The organism is Kribbella amoyensis, from assembly GCF_007828865.1.
Classification (GTDB): Bacteria; Actinomycetota; Actinomycetes; order Propionibacteriales; family Kribbellaceae; genus Kribbella; species Kribbella amoyensis.
In genome coordinates, this window is record NZ_VIVK01000001.1 from 1,935,621 (window position 1) to 1,952,380 (window position 16,760).

The window sequence follows — 16,760 nt, forward strand, 5'->3', positions numbered from 1 at the left end:
CCACAGCCGACGGGTGCGGAGGAGAGCGATCGGCTCGGGAGCAATTAGGCTGCGGTGCGTGTCCGGGAATGATCAGCCGTCCGTCGAGCAGCAGCGTGGAGTCGCTTGTGTGATTCCGGCGAAGGACGAGGTCGCGCGGATCGCGGCCACCGTCGACGCCGTCCGCAAGATCGTCGGGGTCGATCTCGTCGTGGTCGTCGACGACGGATCCGGTGACGGGACGGCCGAAGCCGCCGAGCGCGCGGGCGCGGTCGTGGTCCAGCACGAGCAGAACCAGGGCAAGGCCGCCGCGATGGAGACCGGAGCGGCCGAGGTCGGCCGCCGGGACGGGGCCCGGGCCCGGCACCTGCTCTTCCTGGACGCGGACCTGACCGATTCGGCCACCGGCGCGGAGCCGCTGCTGGAGCCGGTCCAGTCCGGGCGCGCCGACATGACGATCGGCACGTTGCCCGTCCAGGTCCGCGCCGACGGCAGCAAGGCCGGCGGCCACGGGTTCGTCGTGCGGCTGGCGCGGGCCGGGATCGAGGAGGCCACCGGCTGGGCGCCGGAGCAGCCGTTGTCGGGGCAGCGCTGCCTGACGCGCGCCGCGTTCGACGCCGCGCTGCCGTTGGCCGGCGGGTTCGGGGTGGAGACCGCCCTGAGCATCGACCTCGGCCGGAAGGGCTTCCGGATTCTCGAGGTCCCGATCGACGTGCGGCACCGCGCGACCGGGACCGACCTGCGCGGCCAGCTGCACCGAGGCCGGCAGTTCCTGCACGTCCGTCGTGCCCTGGCCGCCCGCAGCGCCCTGCCCGCGCGGAAGCCGGCCCGATGAGCTCCACCGAAGTCACCGCACCGACCGATCAGGCGAACCGGGACGGCCGCCGCGCCGTCGGGTTGTACCTGGCCTCCGCCGCCCTGATCGTCACGGTCGGCCTGCTCGGCCCGTCGGTCGTCGTGCTCACCCTGACCAACCGGCACGCCTGGCTGCCCTCGTACTGGTTCGACAGCAAGCCGAACGACTGGCTCGTCAGCGTGCTGATCTACGTCGCGATCCTGCTCGGCGGGTACGGCGTCTTCCTGGCCGCCCGGGCGCTGAAGAACGGCTGGGCCCCCCGGCTCGACCGATTGATTGCCCTCGGCATCGGTACGATCGCGGCCATCACCGTGGTCCCGCCGATGGCCTCCGGCGACGTGCTCATCTACGCCGCGTACGGGCGGATCATGTCGCTCGGCGGCAACCCGTACACGACGGCGCCGGCGGACACGATCCGGCTCGGCTACGACCCGGTGATCGCGGCGACCGAGCGGCCGTGGCAGGGCGCGAAGAGCGTCTACGGCCCGATCGCGACGTGGATCCAGTGGTTCTCCTCCTGGGTCGGCGGCGACTCGATGCAGCTGACCGTGTGGATGCTGCAGCTGTCGGTCGCGATCAGCCTCGTGGTCTCCGGTCTGCTCCTGATCAAGCTCGTGGGCAAGAACCCGGCCGGCCGTCGCCGGGTGGCGATGCTCGGCCTGGCCAACCCGCTGATCCTGTGGACCGTGCTCGCCGGGGCGCACAACGACGCGATCGCGGTGATGTTCGCGGTGATCGCGCTGGTGCTGTTCCGCCGGCACGTGTTCTGGGCCGGCATCATGCTCGGCGTCGCCGGGTGTACGAAGCTGTCGATCGGCCTGGTCGGTGTGGCCATGCTCTGGTCGTTGCGCGCGGACCGACGGCGTGCGGTGATGTTCTGCCTCGGCGGCGCGGTCGCGATGGTCGGCCTGTACGCCGTGGTCGGGTTGCAGGCGTTCCAGCAGGCCCGGTCGCAGACGTCGTTCATCTCCACCGGCACCCCGCACAAGGTGCTGCTGAGCCTTTTCGACCTGTTCCTGCCCGGCGCGTTGGTCCGGACGCTGCTCGCGATCGCGGCCTGGGTCGGTCTGGTCTTCGTGGCGATCCTGATCTCCCAGGTGTTCCCGAAGTCGCTGGTCCCGCAGACGCATCCCGAGGACCGCACCCCCGACGCGATCCGGTACACCGCGATCTATGCCGTCGCCTGGCTGCTCACCTCGATGTACACGCTGCCCTGGTACGACCTGATCGCGTGGATCGCGCTCGCGGCGGTGGCGTCCTCACAAGTGGACAAACTGATGGTGGTCCGGACGACGATGCTCGCGATCGCCTACGTACCGGGCCGCGATCCGAACGCGCGCCAGGTCGCCGCCTCGTTGTCGGACTCGCTGGAGTGGTTCTCCGCGCGGCTGCGGGACACGATCTGCCCCGCGATCGAGCTGGCGGTGCTGATCGGCCTGATCATCTGGGCCCGTCGGGGCGGCGCTCAGTGGTGGCCGTACGACTGGCCGAAGCGCAAAGCGAAAACTGCCCCGGAAAAGGCCTCCGCGCACTAACCGTCCGGTACTACCCTCGGGCGGATGCAGAAGCTTTCAGGGGCGGGCGTCTTCGAGCACGCGGACCCGAACAACTACGTCGAACAGCTCCGGACCTCCTCGCTGTCGGTCGGCACGTACTCCATCCCGGCCGGCGGCGTCGACGACCAGGCGCCGCACCACGAGGAGGAGATCTACGTCGTCACGACCGGGCGCGCGACCTTCGTGACGCCGGACGGGGCCGAGCCGGTCGGTCCCGGTGACGTGCTGTTCGTCGCGGCCGAGGAGGAGCACCGCTTCACCGACGTCACCGAGGACCTCGCCCTGCTCGTCTTCTTCGCGCCGCCGTACTCCGGCCGCTGACCGTCAGTCCCAGAGCTCGCGGGCCGCGGCGATCGCCTGGGCGAGTACCGACTTGACCGGCTGCTTCAGCTCGGCCGCGGCCGCCACCACGTCGTCGTACTCCGGTTGCACGTTGACCACGCGACCGGAGTACCGGGCGATCTTCACGCTGATCCGCTGGCCCCGCACCTGGACGCTCTCGAAGGACCGCTCGGCCGCGTGCTTGCTGATCGGGAACTCGCGCAACCCGATCGCGGACGTCTCGGTCAGCACCACCGCGCGCACCGCGTCGGCGTTCGCGCTGCCGACCAGCACCGACAACGTGTACGCGGGCCGGCCCTTCTTCATCAGGATCGGCGTCAGCCACGCGTCGGCGGCGCCCGCCTCCAGCAACCGGGCCAGCACCTGCGGCCAGATCCGCGGGTCCAGGTCGTCCACGTTGGTCTCGTAGACGAGCTCGGTGGCCGGCCGGTCGGCGGTCTCGCCGATGATCACCCGGACGATGTTCGGTACCTCGACCGGATCCCGGCCGCCCGCGCCGACGCCGGTCCGGACGATCCGCATCGGCGGCATCATCCCGAACTCGTCGGCCAGCGTGGCGAGCAGCGCGGCACCGGTCGGCGTGGTCATCTCGTACGGCGCGGTCCCACCGACCACCGGCGCCTCCGCCTCGGTCAGCAGGTGCAGGACCGCGGGGCCCGGGACCGGGATCCCGCCGTGCTGACCGCGGACCTGGCGGCCGCCGCCGAGCGTGATCGTGGAGACGACGATCCGGTCCAGCCCGAGCGACACGGACGCGGCCGCGACGCCGACGATGTCCGCGATCGCGTCGAGCGCGCCGACCTCGTGGAAGTGCACGGCGTCCGGCTCGACCCCGTGCGCGTTCGCCTCGGCCCGGGCCAGCCGCGCGAACGTGTCCAGCGCGCGGTCGCGGACCGCCGGATCCAGCCCGGCCGCCTCGATCACCCCGCGCACCTCGGCCCACGACCGCGTCCCGCCGCCCTCACCACCGGGCGCGTGACCGTGGCCGTGCCCATGACCAGCGTCGTCGTGACCGTGCCCATGGCCGTGCCCGTGGTTCTGCGCAGCGTCGGCGGGATCGGCGTACGCGGCCTCCGGGTCGTTCTCCGGATGCGGGCTGTCCCCGACGAACACCGAGGCCTTCGTCGCCGCGATCTGGTGCCGCAGCGCCGCCTCGGTCCGGACCGACAGGGACGGGTCCACCGAACCCACGGCCGCGTTCACGACGTCGCGATCGGCGCCCGCGTCCAGGAAGGCGCCGAGCAGCATGTCCCCGGACGCGCCCGCGGAGCAGTCGATCCAGGCGACCCTCACCGCTCCTTCACCTCCGCGGGAACCGACTGCCGCGCGACCCGGGCCGCGAACACCCCGGCGCCGAACCCGTTGTCGATGTTCACCACCGAGACCCCCGGCGCGCACGAGTTCAGCATCCCCAGCAACGCGGCCAACCCACCGAAGGACGCCCCGTACCCGACCGACGTCGGTACGGCGACCAGCGGTACCCCGACCAGTCCGCCGACGACGCTCGGCAGCGCACCCTCCATCCCGGCCACCACGATGAGGCAGTCGGCCGCGGCCAGCCGCTCGCGGACACCCATCACCCGGTGCAGCCCGGCCACCCCGACGTCGGTGATCAGGTCGACGCCCGCACCGAAGACCTGCGCGGTGGTCGCCGCCTCGGCAGCGACGGGCGCGTCGGACGTCCCCGCGGACACCACGGCGACCGTGCCGCTCGAGACCGGGGGCGTACCCAGGACCGCGGTCCGGCCGACCGGGTCGACGGTCGCGTCGGGCAGTTCGACGGCGACCAGCTCCTGCGCCTCCGCGGTCAGGCGGGTGGCGAGGACGGCGTGGCCGGGGTGGTTCGCGTGCAGGGTGCGGAGCAGTTCCACGACCTGGGCGGGCGTCTTACCGGCGCCGTAGACCACCTCGGCGTCACCGGTACGTTCCAGCCGATCGGTGTCGAGCCGGGCGTACCCGAGGTCGTGCACGCCGGGTTGCGGGCCGGGGTCAGGCAGATGAGTCACGCTGCGAATCTACGTGCCCGCACCCCGATCCGCCGATTCCGGCCCAGCCGGCGGTGCCAAGCCACGCGGCGTCGCACCCCGAGGCCCGCCCGGGCGACGCACCGCACTCGGCCGGACACGGCACCCGTTAGGCTGCAGTGCGTGTCTTCGACGTTAGCCGGTGCCTTCGGGATCGCCGCCCTCTTCGTGGCGGTGCTCGCGCTCGTGTTCGCCATCCAGGCGTTGCGAGCGCAGTCCGACCCGGCCAAGTCCGCGCCGGCACCGCCCGTACCGCGGCCCGAACCGCAGGACACCCAGCCGGAGCCCAAGCCGGGCACCGTGAAAGCCGAGCTGCGTAAGCTCACCAAGGACCTGGACAAGACCCGCGGCGAGGTCCGCGAGACGCTGCAGCACCTCGCCGTCGTCCGGTACGACGCGTTCGGCGACAGCGGCGGCCAGCTGTCCTGGTCGATGGCGCTGCTGGACGACAAGGGGGACGGTGTGGTTCTGACGTCGATCAACAGCCGCAACGACGCCAGGTCGTACGCCAAGGAGGTCAAGGGGTTCGCGAGCGACGCGAAGCTCTCCCCCGAAGAGCAGGAGGCACTCGACACCCTGCGCAAACGAGCCGCCGGCACTTCCGACGCGGGGCACTAGCGTTGTCTGGGCACTCGCACGATGAGGGTGCCCGGCTCCACCTCGGCCGTGAGTGACCGGCCGGGGCCGATCCCGTCACCGTCGAGCTGGCGCTGGACGTCCACCGACGCGGTGATCTCGACCTTCCGCCCGGTGAACCGCTCCAGGTAGAGCTCGGTCCGGGTCGTCCGGGTCATCACCCGCCAGAACACCAGCGGCCACTGGGTCACCCGGCGCGGCGCGATCACCACGACGTCGATCAGGCCGTCGTCGGGCCGGGCGTCCGGGAGCAAGGGGATGTTGGCCTGCAGCATGCCGACGTTGCCGACCACGACCGTCCGGACCCGGCGCTCCACCGGCTCCTGGTCGTCGAGCGTGATCCGGACCTTCACCGACGGGTGGTTGATGTTCTTCGCCGCCGAGACCAGGTATGCGGTCCAGCCGATCTGCGCCTTCAGGTGCGGCGGCGCGTCGGAGATGATCGCCGCGTCCAGGCCGAGCCCGGCCATCACCGCGAACCGGTCCGTGTCCAGGCCGTCCCCGTGCACCTTGACGAGGTCGATCCGCCGGTCCCGCCCGTCCAGGATCCGCTCCAGCGCGTCGTCCAGGTCGAGCGGGACGTGCAGGTTCCGGGCCAGCAGGTTGCCGGTCCCGGCCGGGATCACGCCGACCGGGATCCCGGTGGACGCGAGCGCCGCGGTGACCACCCGGACGGTACCGTCGCCGCCCGCCACCAGGACCAGGTCCGACTCGTACTCGATCGCGCGCTTGGCCATCGCGTTGCCCGCGTCGTCCTCCCGGGTCTCCAGCCACAACGGCTCCTCGAACCCGCGGACCGCGAGCGCCCGGGTCACCTTGCGCCGGAACGCGACCCCGTCACCGACTTTGATCGGGTTCACGATCACGGCGGCCCGGGGTGGCGTGGTCCCGTCGTCGTCCCCCGACGGCGTACTCCGGCGGCGCCGGCGCAGCCCTGGCCGGAGGCCGAAGCAGATCGAGGTGGTCGTCAGGATCGCCAGGCCGAGGGCCCAGCCGCCGAGGACGTCGGACACGTAGTGCACGTTCAACGCGATCCGGTCCACCGACACGAGCAGCACGATCGCGATCGTCGGCAGGGTCACCAGCAACCGGAACCGGCGTCGCCAGCCACGGACCGACGGCAGGACGACACCGAGCGCACCGGCCATCACGAACGCGGCGGTGGCGTGCCCGGACACGTAGGACCAGCTGTCGGTCTCGACCAGGAAATCGGCCGGCCGGGGCCGCTCGAAGATGTTCTTCACCACGAACACGAGGATTAGCTCGGACGCCGCCGTGACGACCAGCCAGACGGTGAGCAGCCGGGCCCGTCGATGCCAGAGGTAGATCGCGACCCCGAGGATGACGGCTCGTGAGACCCACGGGAGGATCACCGCGCCCAGCACCTGCCACAGGTCCACCCAGTCCGGCCGGGTCGCGCCGTACTCCGCGGCGCGGGCGGCGACGGACAGGTCCCAGCGGCGGAGCGGGGGCCAGTCCTCGAAGACCAGGATGGTGATCACCGCGAACGGCAGGGCCCCCAGCACCACGGTCAACGCGCGTCCGAGGTGGCTGGGTGGATGGTGGTTCATGGCCCGCCCGTGACCCCCTCGACGTTCCCCGGCAGATGGCTGGTGCAAGCTCATCATCCCGAATAAAATTCCGCGGCCCCGACACACCCCGATAACCTGACGGTGTGATCGACGCGAAACTCCTCCGTGAGAACCCCGATGCCGTCCGTTCCGCGCTGACCAAGCGCGGCGAGAATCCGGACCAGGTCGACCAGATCCTGGTGGCCGACAGTGAGCGTCGATCGTCCATCGCGTCCTTCGAATCGCTGCGGGCCGAGCAGAAGGCGCTCGGTAAGCAGGTCGCCCAGGCCAAGGGCGACGACCGCACCGCGCTGCTGGAGCGGACCAAGGCGCTGGCCGCCGAGGTGAAGGCGCACGAGAGCGCGGCGAACGACGCCGAGGCCCGGTTCGAGGAGCTGACCAAGGCGCTGCCGAACCTGGTCTCCGACGAGGCCCCGGTCGGCGGCGAGGACGACTACCGGGTGGTCGAGGAGATCGGCAAGCCGCGCGACTTCGCCGCCGAGGGCTTCGAGCCGCGGGACCACCTGGAGCTCGGCGAGCTGCTCGGCGCGATCGACATGGAGCGCGGCGCCAAGGTCTCCGGGGCCCGGTTCTACTTCCTCAAGGGCGTCGGCGCGCTGCTCCAGCTCGGCATGCTCCAGCTGGCGATCCAGCAGGCGGTGGCGAACGGCTTCACCCCGATGATCACGCCCTCGCTGGTCAAGCCGGAGGTGATGGGCGGTACCGGGTACCTGTCCGCCCACGACGACGTGTACCGGCTGGACGACCCGGAGCTCTACCTTGTCGGGACCTCGGAGGTTCCGCTGGCCGGGTTCCACATGGACGAGATCGTCGACCTGTCGGCCGGCCCGTTGCGGTACGCCGGCTGGTCGTCCTGCTACCGCAAGGAAGCCGGCTCGTACGGGAAGGACACCCGCGGGATCATCCGGGTCCACCAGTTCGACAAGGTCGAGATGTTCTCCTACTGCAGCCTGGACGAGGCGGAGGCCGAGCACCAGCGGCTGCTCGGCTGGGAGAAGGAGATGCTCGACAAGATGGAACTGGCCTACCGGGTGATCGACACCGCGACCGGCGACCTCGGCGTCTCGGCGTACCGGAAGTTCGACTGCGAGGCGTGGGTGCCGACCCAGGGCCGGTACCGCGAGCTCACCTCGACGTCGAACTGCACCGACTTCCAGGCCCGCCGGCTGAACATCCGGCACCGGGAAGCCGACGGCCGGACCCGCCCGCTCGCGACGCTGAACGGCACCCTGGCCACCACCCGCTGGATCGTCGCCATCCTGGAGACGCACCAGCAGGCGGACGGCTCGGTCCGGGTGCCGGTCGCGCTGCGCCCGTTCCTCGGCGGACGTGAGGTCCTCGAACCGGTCCGCGGATGACCGGCGGCTGGCGGCCCAAGGCCGTTGCCCTGGACATCGACGGCACGCTGATCGACCACGACGAGAACATCTCGCCGGCCGTCGTCGAGGCGGTCCGCCGGGCCGCCGCCGAGGTCCCGGTCGTGCTGGCCACCGGCCGGTCCTGGCAGGCCACCGCGCCGGTCGCCGAACTGCTCGGGCTGACCGGCGGGTTCGTTGTCTGCAGCAACGGCGCGCGTACGTTGCGTCATCCGGGCGGCGAGGTGGTGGACGAGCGGACCTTCGACCCGAGCACGGTGATCGCGTCGGTCCGCGAGCACGCCCCGAACGCCCGGATGGCGGTCGAGGAACACGACTTCGGCTACCGGGTGACCGCGCCGTTCCCGGCCGGAGACCTCGGTGACGGCACCGGGATCCGGGTGGTCTCGGACGCCGAGCTCGCGCCGGAACCGGTGACCCGGCTGATCATCCGCGACCCGGAGAAGTCCGAGGCCGACTTCGTCGAACTGGCCGAACGCCTCGGCCTGCACGGGGTCAGCTACTTCGTCGGCTGGACCGCCTGGCTGGACATCGCGCCGGAGGGCGTGGACAAGAGCACCGGCCTGAAGGTGGCGCTGGCCCAGCTCGGCGTGGACGCCGCGGACCTGGTCGCGATCGGGGACGGACGCAACGACATCGAGATGCTCGTCTACGCCGGCCTCGGCGTCTCGATGGCGTCCGCGCCGGACGAGGTCAAGGTCGCGGCCGACGAGGTGACCAAGTCGGTCCAGGACGACGGCGTCGCGGCGGTCCTGAACCGCTGGTTCTGACCTGGCGGCCCGGCGCAATAGTTAATCAAGGCAACAAAAAGGCCCGGAACTCCTGCTGGTGCAGGGTTCCGGGCCTCGTGCTTGCGGTGAGTGACAGTCCGCTGGCGGGCCGAGTGTCAGCTCAGGCAACCCGGGTGCCACCCGCGCGCGGGGGCGCGCACGGCTGGTCCACCACGGTGTCGAACGCGTCCAGGACGGCGCTGACCTCGGGGCGGGTACGCGGAGCCTTGGCCGCGGGGCTCTGCCCCCGGCGGGCCCGGCGCAGGTGACGCTTGACCGTCGACAGCGAGCATCCCAGCCGCATGGCCAGCGATTCCAAGCTGTCGTTCGGGTACTGCGTGCGCAGCCGCAGTACTTCTTCGTGGCTGACCGGCCGGCGGGTCCCGCGGGCCCCGGCGAGCTGGTCGAAATCATCGGCCTGAACCTCGACGTCGAGCAGGTTGCGCATCGAGCGTCGCTGTACCGCGGTCGTGCCGGCGACGAAGCCGCTGACATCGTGCTCGGCCACGGCGTTGAACAGGCAGTCGGTGAACATCGGGCACGAAGCGCACAACTTCTTGGCCTCACGGACCAGTTGGTCGTAACGCTCCCGGGTCCGCCGCGTCGCCGAAGCGGGCGGCGGCTCTTCCATCAGTCGGTGCTGAAAAATCTCCGGTCGTGCAGTACAGCCCGTCATGGCCCCTTCCATGATGGAAGATGTGTCGACAGCCGCTCGGGAGGTGCCGGCGCTGGGCCGTGCGAGAGTGGTGTTGACAGTCATCGTGGCTCCCCAAGTTCCAGGACCCGTGTGAACGAACGATGAACGTCGTTCGAACACGCAGGCCCGATAGCTGATGGACCGACCCGTCTGTTGCCGACCCACCCGTGTCGTCCGGCGCTAGGCGCACCGATCCATAACTGTTGACGTCGCCGGTGAGTTTTTGGTTGCACCCAAATTCCCATCGGTTTACCGACGCTTTCCTGGCGAGGGTCGCACCAGACTTGAGGGTCCGGAACAAGGCGTACGACGCGGCCGAACAGCCCCCGGTTCCCCGCCAGCCTCCGCATGAAATCATGCACAAACAGGGCAGTGCACGGGAACTTGCTGCCTTTGCAGGATCCTGCCGTAACGGTCTGATGACGTTGTTCAACGGTCAATCAGATCAAGAGGAAACCGATCTCCAAGTGCTTGCGCGATGACGGTTCGGGAGGGTAAAGGGCGCTGTCTGCCGAGCGGCTACGGTAGGGGGGTGCCGCACCGTAGAACACCCCGCCTGGTGGCTACCGATCTCGACGGAACGCTGGTCCGCAGCGACGGATCGATCGCGCCCCGGACCAAGAGAGCAGTGCTCGCTGTCCAGGATGTGGGCACCGTCTTCGTGATGGTCACCGCTCGGCCGCCGCGCTGGTTGCATGACCTGTCCGACCTGGTCGGCGCGCACGGGATCGCGATTGTTGCCAACGGCGCCATTTTGTACGACGTCGGCGCGCGCCGGCCGATCCGGACCAGCCTGATCGATCCCGCGGTCGCTCTCGAAGTGGCACAGGCGATCCGGGCCGAGATTCCCGAGGTGGAGTTCGCCATCGAGCGACCGGACCGCTACGGACAGGAGCCGCGGTACGTGAACCGCTGGCCTACGCCGGATGACACGTTGGTGGCCGAGTTGGAGATTCTGCTCGCCGAACCGACGGCGAAGTTGCTCGTCCGGCATCCGAGCTGGCACTCCGACGAACTGCTGGCGAAGATCTCGCCGGTGGTCGGCGGACGTGTCGCCGCGAGTCACAGCGGTGGGCACAGCCTGGTCGAGATCTCCGCGGACGGTGTCTCGAAGGCGACGATGCTCGCCGATTTCGCCGCAGAGCAAGGGATCGCGGCCGACGAGACGATCGCGTTCGGTGACTCGCTCAACGATTTGCCGATGCTCGCCTGGGCCGGGACGTCGTACGGCGTGGCCAACGCGCACGCGGAGGTGCTCGCGGTGGTCGACGAGGTGTGCCCCACAAACGACGAGGACGGTGTCGCCACCGTCCTCGAGCAACTCTTCGACCTCTGACCGGCTACAGGTACATGCCTCCGCTGCCGGGGCCGTCGGTCGTGCCGTTGGCCTGCGGGGCGCCGGGGAACGGAGCGCCTTCCTCGCCGTGCACCTGCTGGCCGCCGGGCAGTGCGCGCCGCATCTGCTCGAGCTGCTGACGCGCCGCCATCTGCTGGGCGAACAACGCCGTCTGGATGCCGTGGAACAGCCCCTCCAGCCAGCCGACCAGCTGGGCCTGCGCGATCCGCAGCTCGGCCTCGGTCGGGGTGCTGTCGTCGGTGAAGTCGAGGCTGAGCCGCTCCAGCTCCTCGACCAGCTCCGGTGCGAGCCCGCTCTCGAGCTCCTTGATCGACGCCTCGTGGATCGCCTTCAGGCGCTGCCGGGACGCCTCGTCCAGCGGTGCGGCCTTCACCTCCTCGAGCAGCTGGCGAATCATGTTGCCGACCCGCATCACCTTGGCCGGCTGTTCGACCAGCTCGGTGACGGAGCGTGGCTCGTCGCCCTGCTCGGTGTCGTCGTCGCCGCGCGGCGGACCCTCCACGGCCATCCCGTCCGGCCCGACGATCAGCACCTTGCCGTCCTCGGTCCGTGCGCCCGCCATCGGGGCTTCCCTGCCCTCGCTGCTGCTCTCGGTCATCTTCACATCGTACGGGCGCGGTGCCGGCGGACGGCGTCCCGGTTGGAGCAGGCGGGGCTGCAGTACCGCTGGCGTCCACCGCGCGACAGGTCGGCGTACACGTTGTCGCAACCGTCCGTGCAGCAGCGGCCGAGGCGGGTGATGCCGCGTCCGGCCAGGTGCAGCGCGGTACCGGTGCTGATCAGCGTCGCGACCAGTCGCCCGACCGGTACGTGGTCCGGCCGGTAGTGCATGTGCCAGCCGTCGCCCGCGTGGTTCGTGAGCCGGGGATGCTCGGTGTACTTGGCCAGCATCGCGTTCACCAGCTCGACCCGGGTGAGCTCGTCGCTCGCGTCGACCACGGCGAGCCACTCGTCCAGCGCGACCCGGACCGCGGCCAGGTCGGCCTCGGTCACCTCGCGCTCGCGGACCAGCCGATTCTCCACGCCGTTCTGCTCGCAGCGTTCGGCCAGCTCGACCGTACTGGTCGCGGGCTGGTTGACCAGGTTCACCGCGAGCAGGACCGCGTCGGCGCCGTAAGGGTTGAGATGCACAATGCCATTACAGCACGATGGCCGCATGCCCACCAGAGAAGAAGTACACCGGCATCGCTGGCAGGTCTCGTCCTCCCATCAGGTCAGCGAGGGGCTGCTCGTGTACCTGCGCTGCGCGTGCGGGCGATGGCGGGTGACCAGCACCCCCGCGTACCCGGTGGCGTACCCCGAGGTGGCCGGCGAGATCGGGGCCTGAGGCAACGGAATTACCGGAACAGCCGGCCGAGGTGGGCGTCCAGTGAGCGAGTCAGGAAGGCCGGCCGCTCGGCCCCCGGGAGCGTGAGCCCCTGGATCACCAGGCCGTCCAGGACCGCGAGCAACACGGCCGCCTCGGTCTCCGTGTCGTCCACCTCGGCCAGGTCGCCGTCGGCCACGGCTGCGTCGAGCAAGCGGGCGAAGGCGATCCGGAGTTCGGCGTCGGTGGCGGCCGCGATCTGCTGGAGTGCGGGCGAGGTCGCCGCGGCCGCGCTGAACGCGAGCCAGACCCGGGCGTCGCGGGCGCGGTCCTCGTCCAGGGGAAGCCAGAGTTCCAAGGCGGAGCGGAGGACCTTGCGGGGCGGTCCGGCGAGGTCGATCGTCGCGAGCTTCTCGTCGAAACGCTCCGTGACGTACTGGAACGCGGCGGCGACCAGTTCGTCCTTGCTGCGGAAGTAGTACTGGACCTGGGCCAGTGAGATGTTGGCCGCGGCCGCCACCGTACGCATCGTCGCCGCCTCGAGCCCGCGCTCGGCGATGACGTCCTGGACCGCTTCGAGGATGTGCGCGCCTCGCCGCCCGTGGTGTTCCCCAGTCACGTGCTGACGGTAACCCCGACGTCAGTCCGCGCGGACCAACCGGCGGACCAGGCGCGCCGTGATCGCGTCCACGTCGTACTCCCGGCCGATTCCCGGGGTCAGCTGGTCGAGCATCATGCCGTCGACCGCGAACCGCAGCAGCCGGACCTCCTCCGCGCCGCCGGGCAGACCGGCCTGGACGTGGAACGAGACGTCGGCGTCGAATCCCTGCCGCAGGGTGCGGGAGAGGATCTCGTGCAGTCCGGGGCGACGGGCCGCCTCGAGCCGCAGTTCGATCAGGGCGAGGGTGAGCTCGGGCTGGCCGAGCAGCCGCTCGACGATGTACCGGACATAGTCGACGACCAGGTCCACCGACGGCTCCCGCGCGGCGAGTGGGGCCAGCCGCGCCTCGTCCGGGGTGAACCGCTCGAAGATGCGCTCGCCGAGTGCGCCGAGCAGGGCGTCACGGGTGCGGAAGTAGTTCGACGCGGTCCCGGCGGGCAGGCCGGCCGCGGCGTCCACGGCGCGATGGGTGAGCCCGCGCGCACCTGCCTCGGCCAGGACGGTGAGGCCGGCGTCGGCGAGTTGGGTGCGTCGTTCCGGGTTTCTCGGCATGTTGACAAGCCTAGCAGCCATCCACTACAGATGTCGTACTCAACCACAACATCTGTAGTGCTAGTCAGGAGAATGTATGCAACCCGCGGCTTTCGGCGCCACCGTCATCACCGCCCGCCCGGCGGAGGTGGCCGCCTTCTACGAGCAGTACTTCGACCTGAAGATCACCGTCGACCTGGGCTGGTTCATCTGCCTGCGCCGGGGTGAGGCGGAATGGGAGATCGCCGTCACCGAACGAGGACACGCGTCCGTCCCGGCGGCGGTGTCCGCGACCACGGCCAGCTCGAACGTGTTCGGGTTCGTCGTCGAGGACGTCGACGAGGTGGCCCGGCGGCTGACCGAGTCGGGCGTGAAGCTGGACACCGAGGTGGTCACCGAGCCCTGGGGTCAGCGGCACTTCTTCGTCCGCGATCCGGAGGGGACCCACCTGGACGTGATCCAGCTGGTCGCGCCGGATCCCGAGTGGCTCGCCGCCAACCTGCCGTCGTGACCGGCAGCCGGCGTACCGCGGATCCGGGCGGCCGGGTCCGCGGTACCGGAAAGGCCTTGGCGGTCAGAGGGTGAGCAGGACCTTGCCGATCTGGGCGGACTGCTCGAGCGTCTCGTGCGCCCGGGCAACCTCGGCCAGGGCGAAGGTGCTGTGCACGATCGGGCGGACCTTCTTCGCCTCGATCAACGGCCAGACGTGGCCGACCACGTCGGTCAGGATCCTGCCCTTGTCCTCGACCGAGCGGAACCGCAGCCCGGTCCCGGTGATCGAACCGCGGCGCGACATCAACCGGCCGAGATCGAGCTCGCCCTTGGTGCCGCCCTGCATCCCGATCACGACCAGCCGGCCGTCGAAGGCCAGCGACTTCACGTTGTCGGTCAGGTACTTCGCGCCCATGATGTCCAGGATCACGTCGGCGCCGGCGCCCGCGGTGGCTTCCTTCACCACCGAGGCCCACTCGGCTTCCTTGTAGTTGATCGCGACGTCCGCGCCCAGCCGGGTACAGAAGTCCATCTTCTCGGTGTTCCCGACCGTGCAGAGCGCCCGCGCACCGTGGGCGACCGCGAGCTGGATCGCCATCGTGCCGATCCCGGACGAGCCGCCGTGCACCAGCAGGGTCTCGCCCTCCTTGAGCTGCGCGGTCATGAACACGTTCGACCAGACCGTGGCGACCACCTCGGGCAACGCCGCCGCGCTGACCAGGTCCACGCCCTCCGGTACCGGCATGACCTGCGCGGCCGGGACGAGCACCTTCTCCGCGTAGCCACCGCCGGCCAGCAACGCGCAGCACTCGTCGCCGACCTTCCAGCCGTCGACGTCCGGTCCGACCTCGGCGATCCGCCCCGACACCTCGAGCCCGATCGTCCCCGGAGCACCCGGCGGCGGTGGGTAGAAGCCCTGCCGCTGCAGCAGATCCGCGCGGTTCACCCCGGCGGCGACCACCTCGATGACGACCTCACCGGCCCCGGCCGCCGGATCCTCGATCTCCCCGACGGTCAGAACCTCGACGCCACCCGCACCCTCACACACGACAGCTCGCATGCGAGCCACGGTACTGCGTTCGATCGGCAGGCGCTCGCCGTCATCCACAGCGCCGGTGTCGGCCGATCGGCATCGCCTATCGAACCGAGCCGCATCCATAGATGCTGGTTGTTGCCCAAGGCACTTAGTCGTCGAGATCGGACCAGGTGTCCACGTCGTCGCCTGCTCTGGTGGGGTTCGTCCAGGTCAGGGCGAGGGGGCTCAGGAAGCGGCGGACGGACTTGTCACGGGGGTCGCCGATGGATTTCAGGGCTTCGGCGAGGGCTTCGCGGCGGTAGGCGGCAACCAGGTACTGTTCGCGGCCGTCGGTGTCGCGAAGCCCGTGGCCGTCTCCGGTGAGGTCTTGGACGAGGGTGGTCACGTCCGAGTCGGTCAGCCAGGGCAGGTCGCAGGAGAGGATCACGACGATCGGGGCGTCCCCGTGAGCGAGGCCGGCGGCGATACCGGCGACCGGGCCGCCTGACGGGGGTTGCTCGGTGGTCCACTCGACCGGGCGGACGGTGGAGCGTTGTGGGCCGACGACGACCGTGGTACCGGCGTTCTTGGTTGCCGTGAGCACTCGATCGAGCAGGCTGACGCCTTCGAGCACGAGCATCGCCTTGTCCACCCCGCCGAACCGGGTCGAGCCGCCGCCGGCCAGGACGATCGCGTCGAACGTCACGGTGGTCAGCGGGGAGTCACCGTGAAGCGGCGGTTCTGCAGCGAGGGATTGCGCTTGCGCACCTCGGTCAGACGGTCCGCGGACAGCTCGGCGGTGGCGTACCCGTCGTCCTCGCCGACCGCGGCGACTCCGACGCCCTGCGGATCGACGATCTGGCTGAGACCGCAGTACTTCTTGCCGTTCTGCGCGGCGGCGGCGACGTAGCAGGTGTTCTCGATCGCGCGCGCCGTGAGGAACGTCGACCAGTGGAACTCCTTCAGCGGGCCACGGACCCACGCCGCCGGGACGACGAGCACCTCGGCGCCCGCGTCGACCAGGGCCCGGGACAACTCGGGGAACCGCAGGTCGTAACACGTCATCAGACCGAACTTGTGCGCCCCGATCTCGACGACCACGGGTGAGACGTCACCAGGGGTCAGCTGGTCGGACTCCTTGTACCCGAACGCGTCGTACAGGTGGATCTTGCGGTACGCACCGAGCAGCTCGCCGTCGGCGCCGACCGCGAGCAGCGTGTTGTACGGGCGGTCCTCGTCGCAGCTGCGTTCGAACATGCCGGCCACGATCGCGGTCCCGTGCTCGGCGGCCGCCTTGCGCAGGACGCCGACGAACTCCCCGTCGAGCGCCTCGGCCAGTGCACCGACCGAACCACCCGCGACCGCGAAGTCCGCCATCATCGCCTCCGGCAGCACGACCAGATCGGGTCTGTCCCGCGCGGCCTCGCCGACCAGCCGCGCCACGGCCTCCCGATTGGCGGCTTTGTCGTCGGAGCTGGCGGTCTGCACCACGGCGATCTTCACCTCTCCATGGTGCCGCATCCGTCGTCGGCGCAACCCTGCCCCGTGACCAGGATTCTGCCTCGCCGAC

General features: G+C 70.4%; 20 protein-coding genes. 9 read left to right on the forward strand and 11 right to left on the reverse strand.

Annotated features, from left to right (window positions below; all coding sequences use genetic code 11):
• Positions 1-58 precede the first annotated feature (58 nt).
• The 3 genes from FB561_RS09265 to FB561_RS09275 are packed head-to-tail and all read left to right on the forward strand — an operon-like array spanning position 59 to position 2,712.
• Positions 59-814, forward strand: a complete 756-nt coding sequence (locus FB561_RS09265; RefSeq protein WP_145805034.1) for a glycosyltransferase family 2 protein — start codon at positions 59-61, stop codon at positions 812-814.
• Positions 811-2,370 carry an MptA/MptB family glycosyltransferase gene (locus FB561_RS09270; RefSeq protein WP_145805037.1) on the forward strand — a complete coding sequence of 520 codons (1,560 nt, stop codon included), beginning with the start codon at positions 811-813 and terminating at the stop codon, positions 2,368-2,370. Before FB561_RS09265 ends, FB561_RS09270 begins: the two co-directional genes overlap by 4 nt.
• A gap of 24 nt (positions 2,371-2,394) precedes the next feature.
• Positions 2,395-2,712, forward strand: a complete 318-nt coding sequence (locus tag FB561_RS09275; RefSeq protein ID WP_145805039.1) for a cupin domain-containing protein — start codon at positions 2,395-2,397, stop codon at positions 2,710-2,712.
• Positions 2,713-2,715: 3 nt separating this feature from the next.
• Here the strand turns inward: FB561_RS09275 and larC are convergent, their stop codons facing one another.
• Positions 2,716-4,026 carry a nickel pincer cofactor biosynthesis protein LarC gene (gene larC, locus FB561_RS09280; protein WP_145805041.1) on the reverse strand — a complete coding sequence of 437 codons (1,311 nt, stop codon included), beginning with the start codon at positions 4,024-4,026 and terminating at the stop codon, positions 2,716-2,718.
• Positions 4,023-4,739: a nickel pincer cofactor biosynthesis protein LarB gene (larB, locus tag FB561_RS09285; RefSeq protein ID WP_145805043.1), complete on the reverse strand. Its 717-nt coding sequence runs from the start codon at positions 4,737-4,739 to the stop codon at positions 4,023-4,025. The genes larC and larB overlap by 4 nt, the downstream gene beginning before the upstream one ends.
• A 141-nt stretch (positions 4,740-4,880) precedes the next feature.
• Here larB and FB561_RS09290 point away from each other — a divergent pair, with 141 nt between their 5' ends.
• Positions 4,881-5,375 carry a DUF4446 family protein gene (locus FB561_RS09290; protein WP_238334732.1) on the forward strand — a complete coding sequence of 165 codons (495 nt, stop codon included), beginning with the start codon at positions 4,881-4,883 and terminating at the stop codon, positions 5,373-5,375.
• On the opposite strand, the gene FB561_RS09295 is transcribed toward FB561_RS09290, so the two are convergent.
• Complete coding sequence (locus FB561_RS09295) at positions 5,372-6,964, reverse strand: bifunctional phosphatase PAP2/diacylglycerol kinase family protein (protein WP_145805047.1); 1,593 nt, start codon at positions 6,962-6,964, stop codon at positions 5,372-5,374. The genes FB561_RS09290 and FB561_RS09295 overlap by 4 nt on opposite strands.
• A 104-nt stretch (positions 6,965-7,068) precedes the next feature.
• On the opposite strand from FB561_RS09295, the gene serS reads away from it, so the two are divergent.
• Together serS and FB561_RS09305 are read left to right on the forward strand one after the other, a co-directional pair.
• The gene (gene serS / locus FB561_RS09300) at positions 7,069-8,343 is read left to right on the forward strand and encodes a serine--tRNA ligase (RefSeq protein WP_145805049.1); all 1,275 of its coding nucleotides are present in this window, start codon (positions 7,069-7,071) and stop codon (positions 8,341-8,343) included.
• The gene (locus FB561_RS09305; protein ID WP_145805051.1) at positions 8,340-9,131 is read left to right on the forward strand and encodes an HAD family hydrolase; all 792 of its coding nucleotides are present in this window, start codon (positions 8,340-8,342) and stop codon (positions 9,129-9,131) included. Before serS ends, FB561_RS09305 begins: the two co-directional genes overlap by 4 nt.
• 121 nt (positions 9,132-9,252) lie before the next feature.
• Here the strand turns inward: FB561_RS09305 and FB561_RS09310 are convergent, their stop codons facing one another.
• The gene (locus FB561_RS09310; protein ID WP_238334733.1) at positions 9,253-9,891 is read right to left on the reverse strand and encodes a WhiB family transcriptional regulator; all 639 of its coding nucleotides are present in this window, start codon (positions 9,889-9,891) and stop codon (positions 9,253-9,255) included.
• A gap of 469 nt (positions 9,892-10,360) precedes the next feature.
• Here FB561_RS09310 and FB561_RS09315 point away from each other — a divergent pair, with 469 nt between their 5' ends.
• Positions 10,361-11,164: an HAD family hydrolase gene (locus tag FB561_RS09315; protein ID WP_238334734.1), complete on the forward strand. Its 804-nt coding sequence runs from the start codon at positions 10,361-10,363 to the stop codon at positions 11,162-11,164.
• Between the two features lie 4 nt (positions 11,165-11,168).
• On the opposite strand, the gene FB561_RS09320 is transcribed toward FB561_RS09315, so the two are convergent.
• Both FB561_RS09320 and FB561_RS09325 read right to left on the reverse strand, forming a co-directional pair.
• Positions 11,169-11,783 carry a bacterial proteasome activator family protein gene (locus FB561_RS09320; RefSeq protein ID WP_337692294.1) on the reverse strand — a complete coding sequence of 205 codons (615 nt, stop codon included), beginning with the start codon at positions 11,781-11,783 and terminating at the stop codon, positions 11,169-11,171.
• Between the two features lie 2 nt (positions 11,784-11,785).
• Positions 11,786-12,316: a CGNR zinc finger domain-containing protein gene (locus FB561_RS09325; RefSeq protein WP_145805055.1), complete on the reverse strand. Its 531-nt coding sequence runs from the start codon at positions 12,314-12,316 to the stop codon at positions 11,786-11,788.
• A 25-nt stretch (positions 12,317-12,341) separates the two neighbouring features.
• On the opposite strand from FB561_RS09325, the gene FB561_RS37795 reads away from it, so the two are divergent.
• Complete coding sequence (locus tag FB561_RS37795; protein WP_170284611.1) at positions 12,342-12,512, forward strand: hypothetical protein; 171 nt, start codon at positions 12,342-12,344, stop codon at positions 12,510-12,512.
• Between the two features lie 10 nt (positions 12,513-12,522).
• On the opposite strand, the gene FB561_RS09330 is transcribed toward FB561_RS37795, so the two are convergent.
• Together FB561_RS09330 and FB561_RS09335 are read right to left on the reverse strand one after the other, a co-directional pair.
• Positions 12,523-13,110: a TetR/AcrR family transcriptional regulator gene (locus FB561_RS09330; protein WP_145805057.1), complete on the reverse strand. Its 588-nt coding sequence runs from the start codon at positions 13,108-13,110 to the stop codon at positions 12,523-12,525.
• 21 nt (positions 13,111-13,131) lie between these two features.
• Entirely contained in the window at positions 13,132-13,704 is a 573-nt protein-coding gene (locus tag FB561_RS09335) for a TetR/AcrR family transcriptional regulator (RefSeq protein ID WP_145805059.1), read from the reverse strand.
• Positions 13,705-13,780: 76 nt separating this feature from the next.
• Here FB561_RS09335 and FB561_RS09340 point away from each other — a divergent pair, with 76 nt between their 5' ends.
• On the forward strand, positions 13,781-14,194 hold the full coding sequence (locus FB561_RS09340; protein ID WP_145805061.1) for a VOC family protein: 414 nt from the start codon (positions 13,781-13,783) through the stop codon (positions 14,192-14,194).
• Positions 14,195-14,257: 63 nt separating this feature from the next.
• On the opposite strand, the gene FB561_RS09345 is transcribed toward FB561_RS09340, so the two are convergent.
• From FB561_RS09345 to FB561_RS09355, 3 genes are all read right to left on the reverse strand, one after another.
• Complete coding sequence (locus tag FB561_RS09345) at positions 14,258-15,235, reverse strand: NAD(P)H-quinone oxidoreductase (protein ID WP_145805063.1); 978 nt, start codon at positions 15,233-15,235, stop codon at positions 14,258-14,260.
• Positions 15,236-15,359: 124 nt separating this feature from the next.
• On the reverse strand, positions 15,360-15,896 hold the full coding sequence (mobA, locus tag FB561_RS09350) for a molybdenum cofactor guanylyltransferase (protein ID WP_145805065.1): 537 nt from the start codon (positions 15,894-15,896) through the stop codon (positions 15,360-15,362).
• A gap of 5 nt (positions 15,897-15,901) precedes the next feature.
• Complete coding sequence (locus tag FB561_RS09355) at positions 15,902-16,693, reverse strand: carbon-nitrogen hydrolase family protein (RefSeq protein ID WP_238334735.1); 792 nt, start codon at positions 16,691-16,693, stop codon at positions 15,902-15,904.
• Between the last annotated feature and the right edge of the window lie 67 nt (positions 16,694-16,760).

Coding starts and splice junctions, on each gene's coding strand:
- FB561_RS09295 (WP_145805047.1), bottom strand. CDS start 6,964: ATGAACCACCATCCACCCAGCCACCTCGGACGCGCGTTGACCGTGGTG.
- FB561_RS09275 (WP_145805039.1), top strand. CDS start 2,395: ATGCAGAAGCTTTCAGGGGCGGGCGTCTTCGAGCACGCGGACCCGAAC.
- FB561_RS37795 (WP_170284611.1), top strand. CDS start 12,342: ATGCCCACCAGAGAAGAAGTACACCGGCATCGCTGGCAGGTCTCGTCC.
- FB561_RS09345 (WP_145805063.1), bottom strand. CDS start 15,235: ATGCGAGCTGTCGTGTGTGAGGGTGCGGGTGGCGTCGAGGTTCTGACC.
- FB561_RS09340 (WP_145805061.1), top strand. CDS start 13,781: ATGCAACCCGCGGCTTTCGGCGCCACCGTCATCACCGCCCGCCCGGCG.
- FB561_RS09335 (WP_145805059.1), bottom strand. CDS start 13,704: ATGCCGAGAAACCCGGAACGACGCACCCAACTCGCCGACGCCGGCCTC.
- FB561_RS09305 (WP_145805051.1), top strand. CDS start 8,340: ATGACCGGCGGCTGGCGGCCCAAGGCCGTTGCCCTGGACATCGACGGC.
- FB561_RS09270 (WP_145805037.1), top strand. CDS start 811: ATGAGCTCCACCGAAGTCACCGCACCGACCGATCAGGCGAACCGGGAC.
- FB561_RS09320 (WP_337692294.1), bottom strand. CDS start 11,783: ATGACCGAGAGCAGCAGCGAGGGCAGGGAAGCCCCGATGGCGGGCGCA.
- FB561_RS09310 (WP_238334733.1), bottom strand. CDS start 9,891: ATGACTGTCAACACCACTCTCGCACGGCCCAGCGCCGGCACCTCCCGA.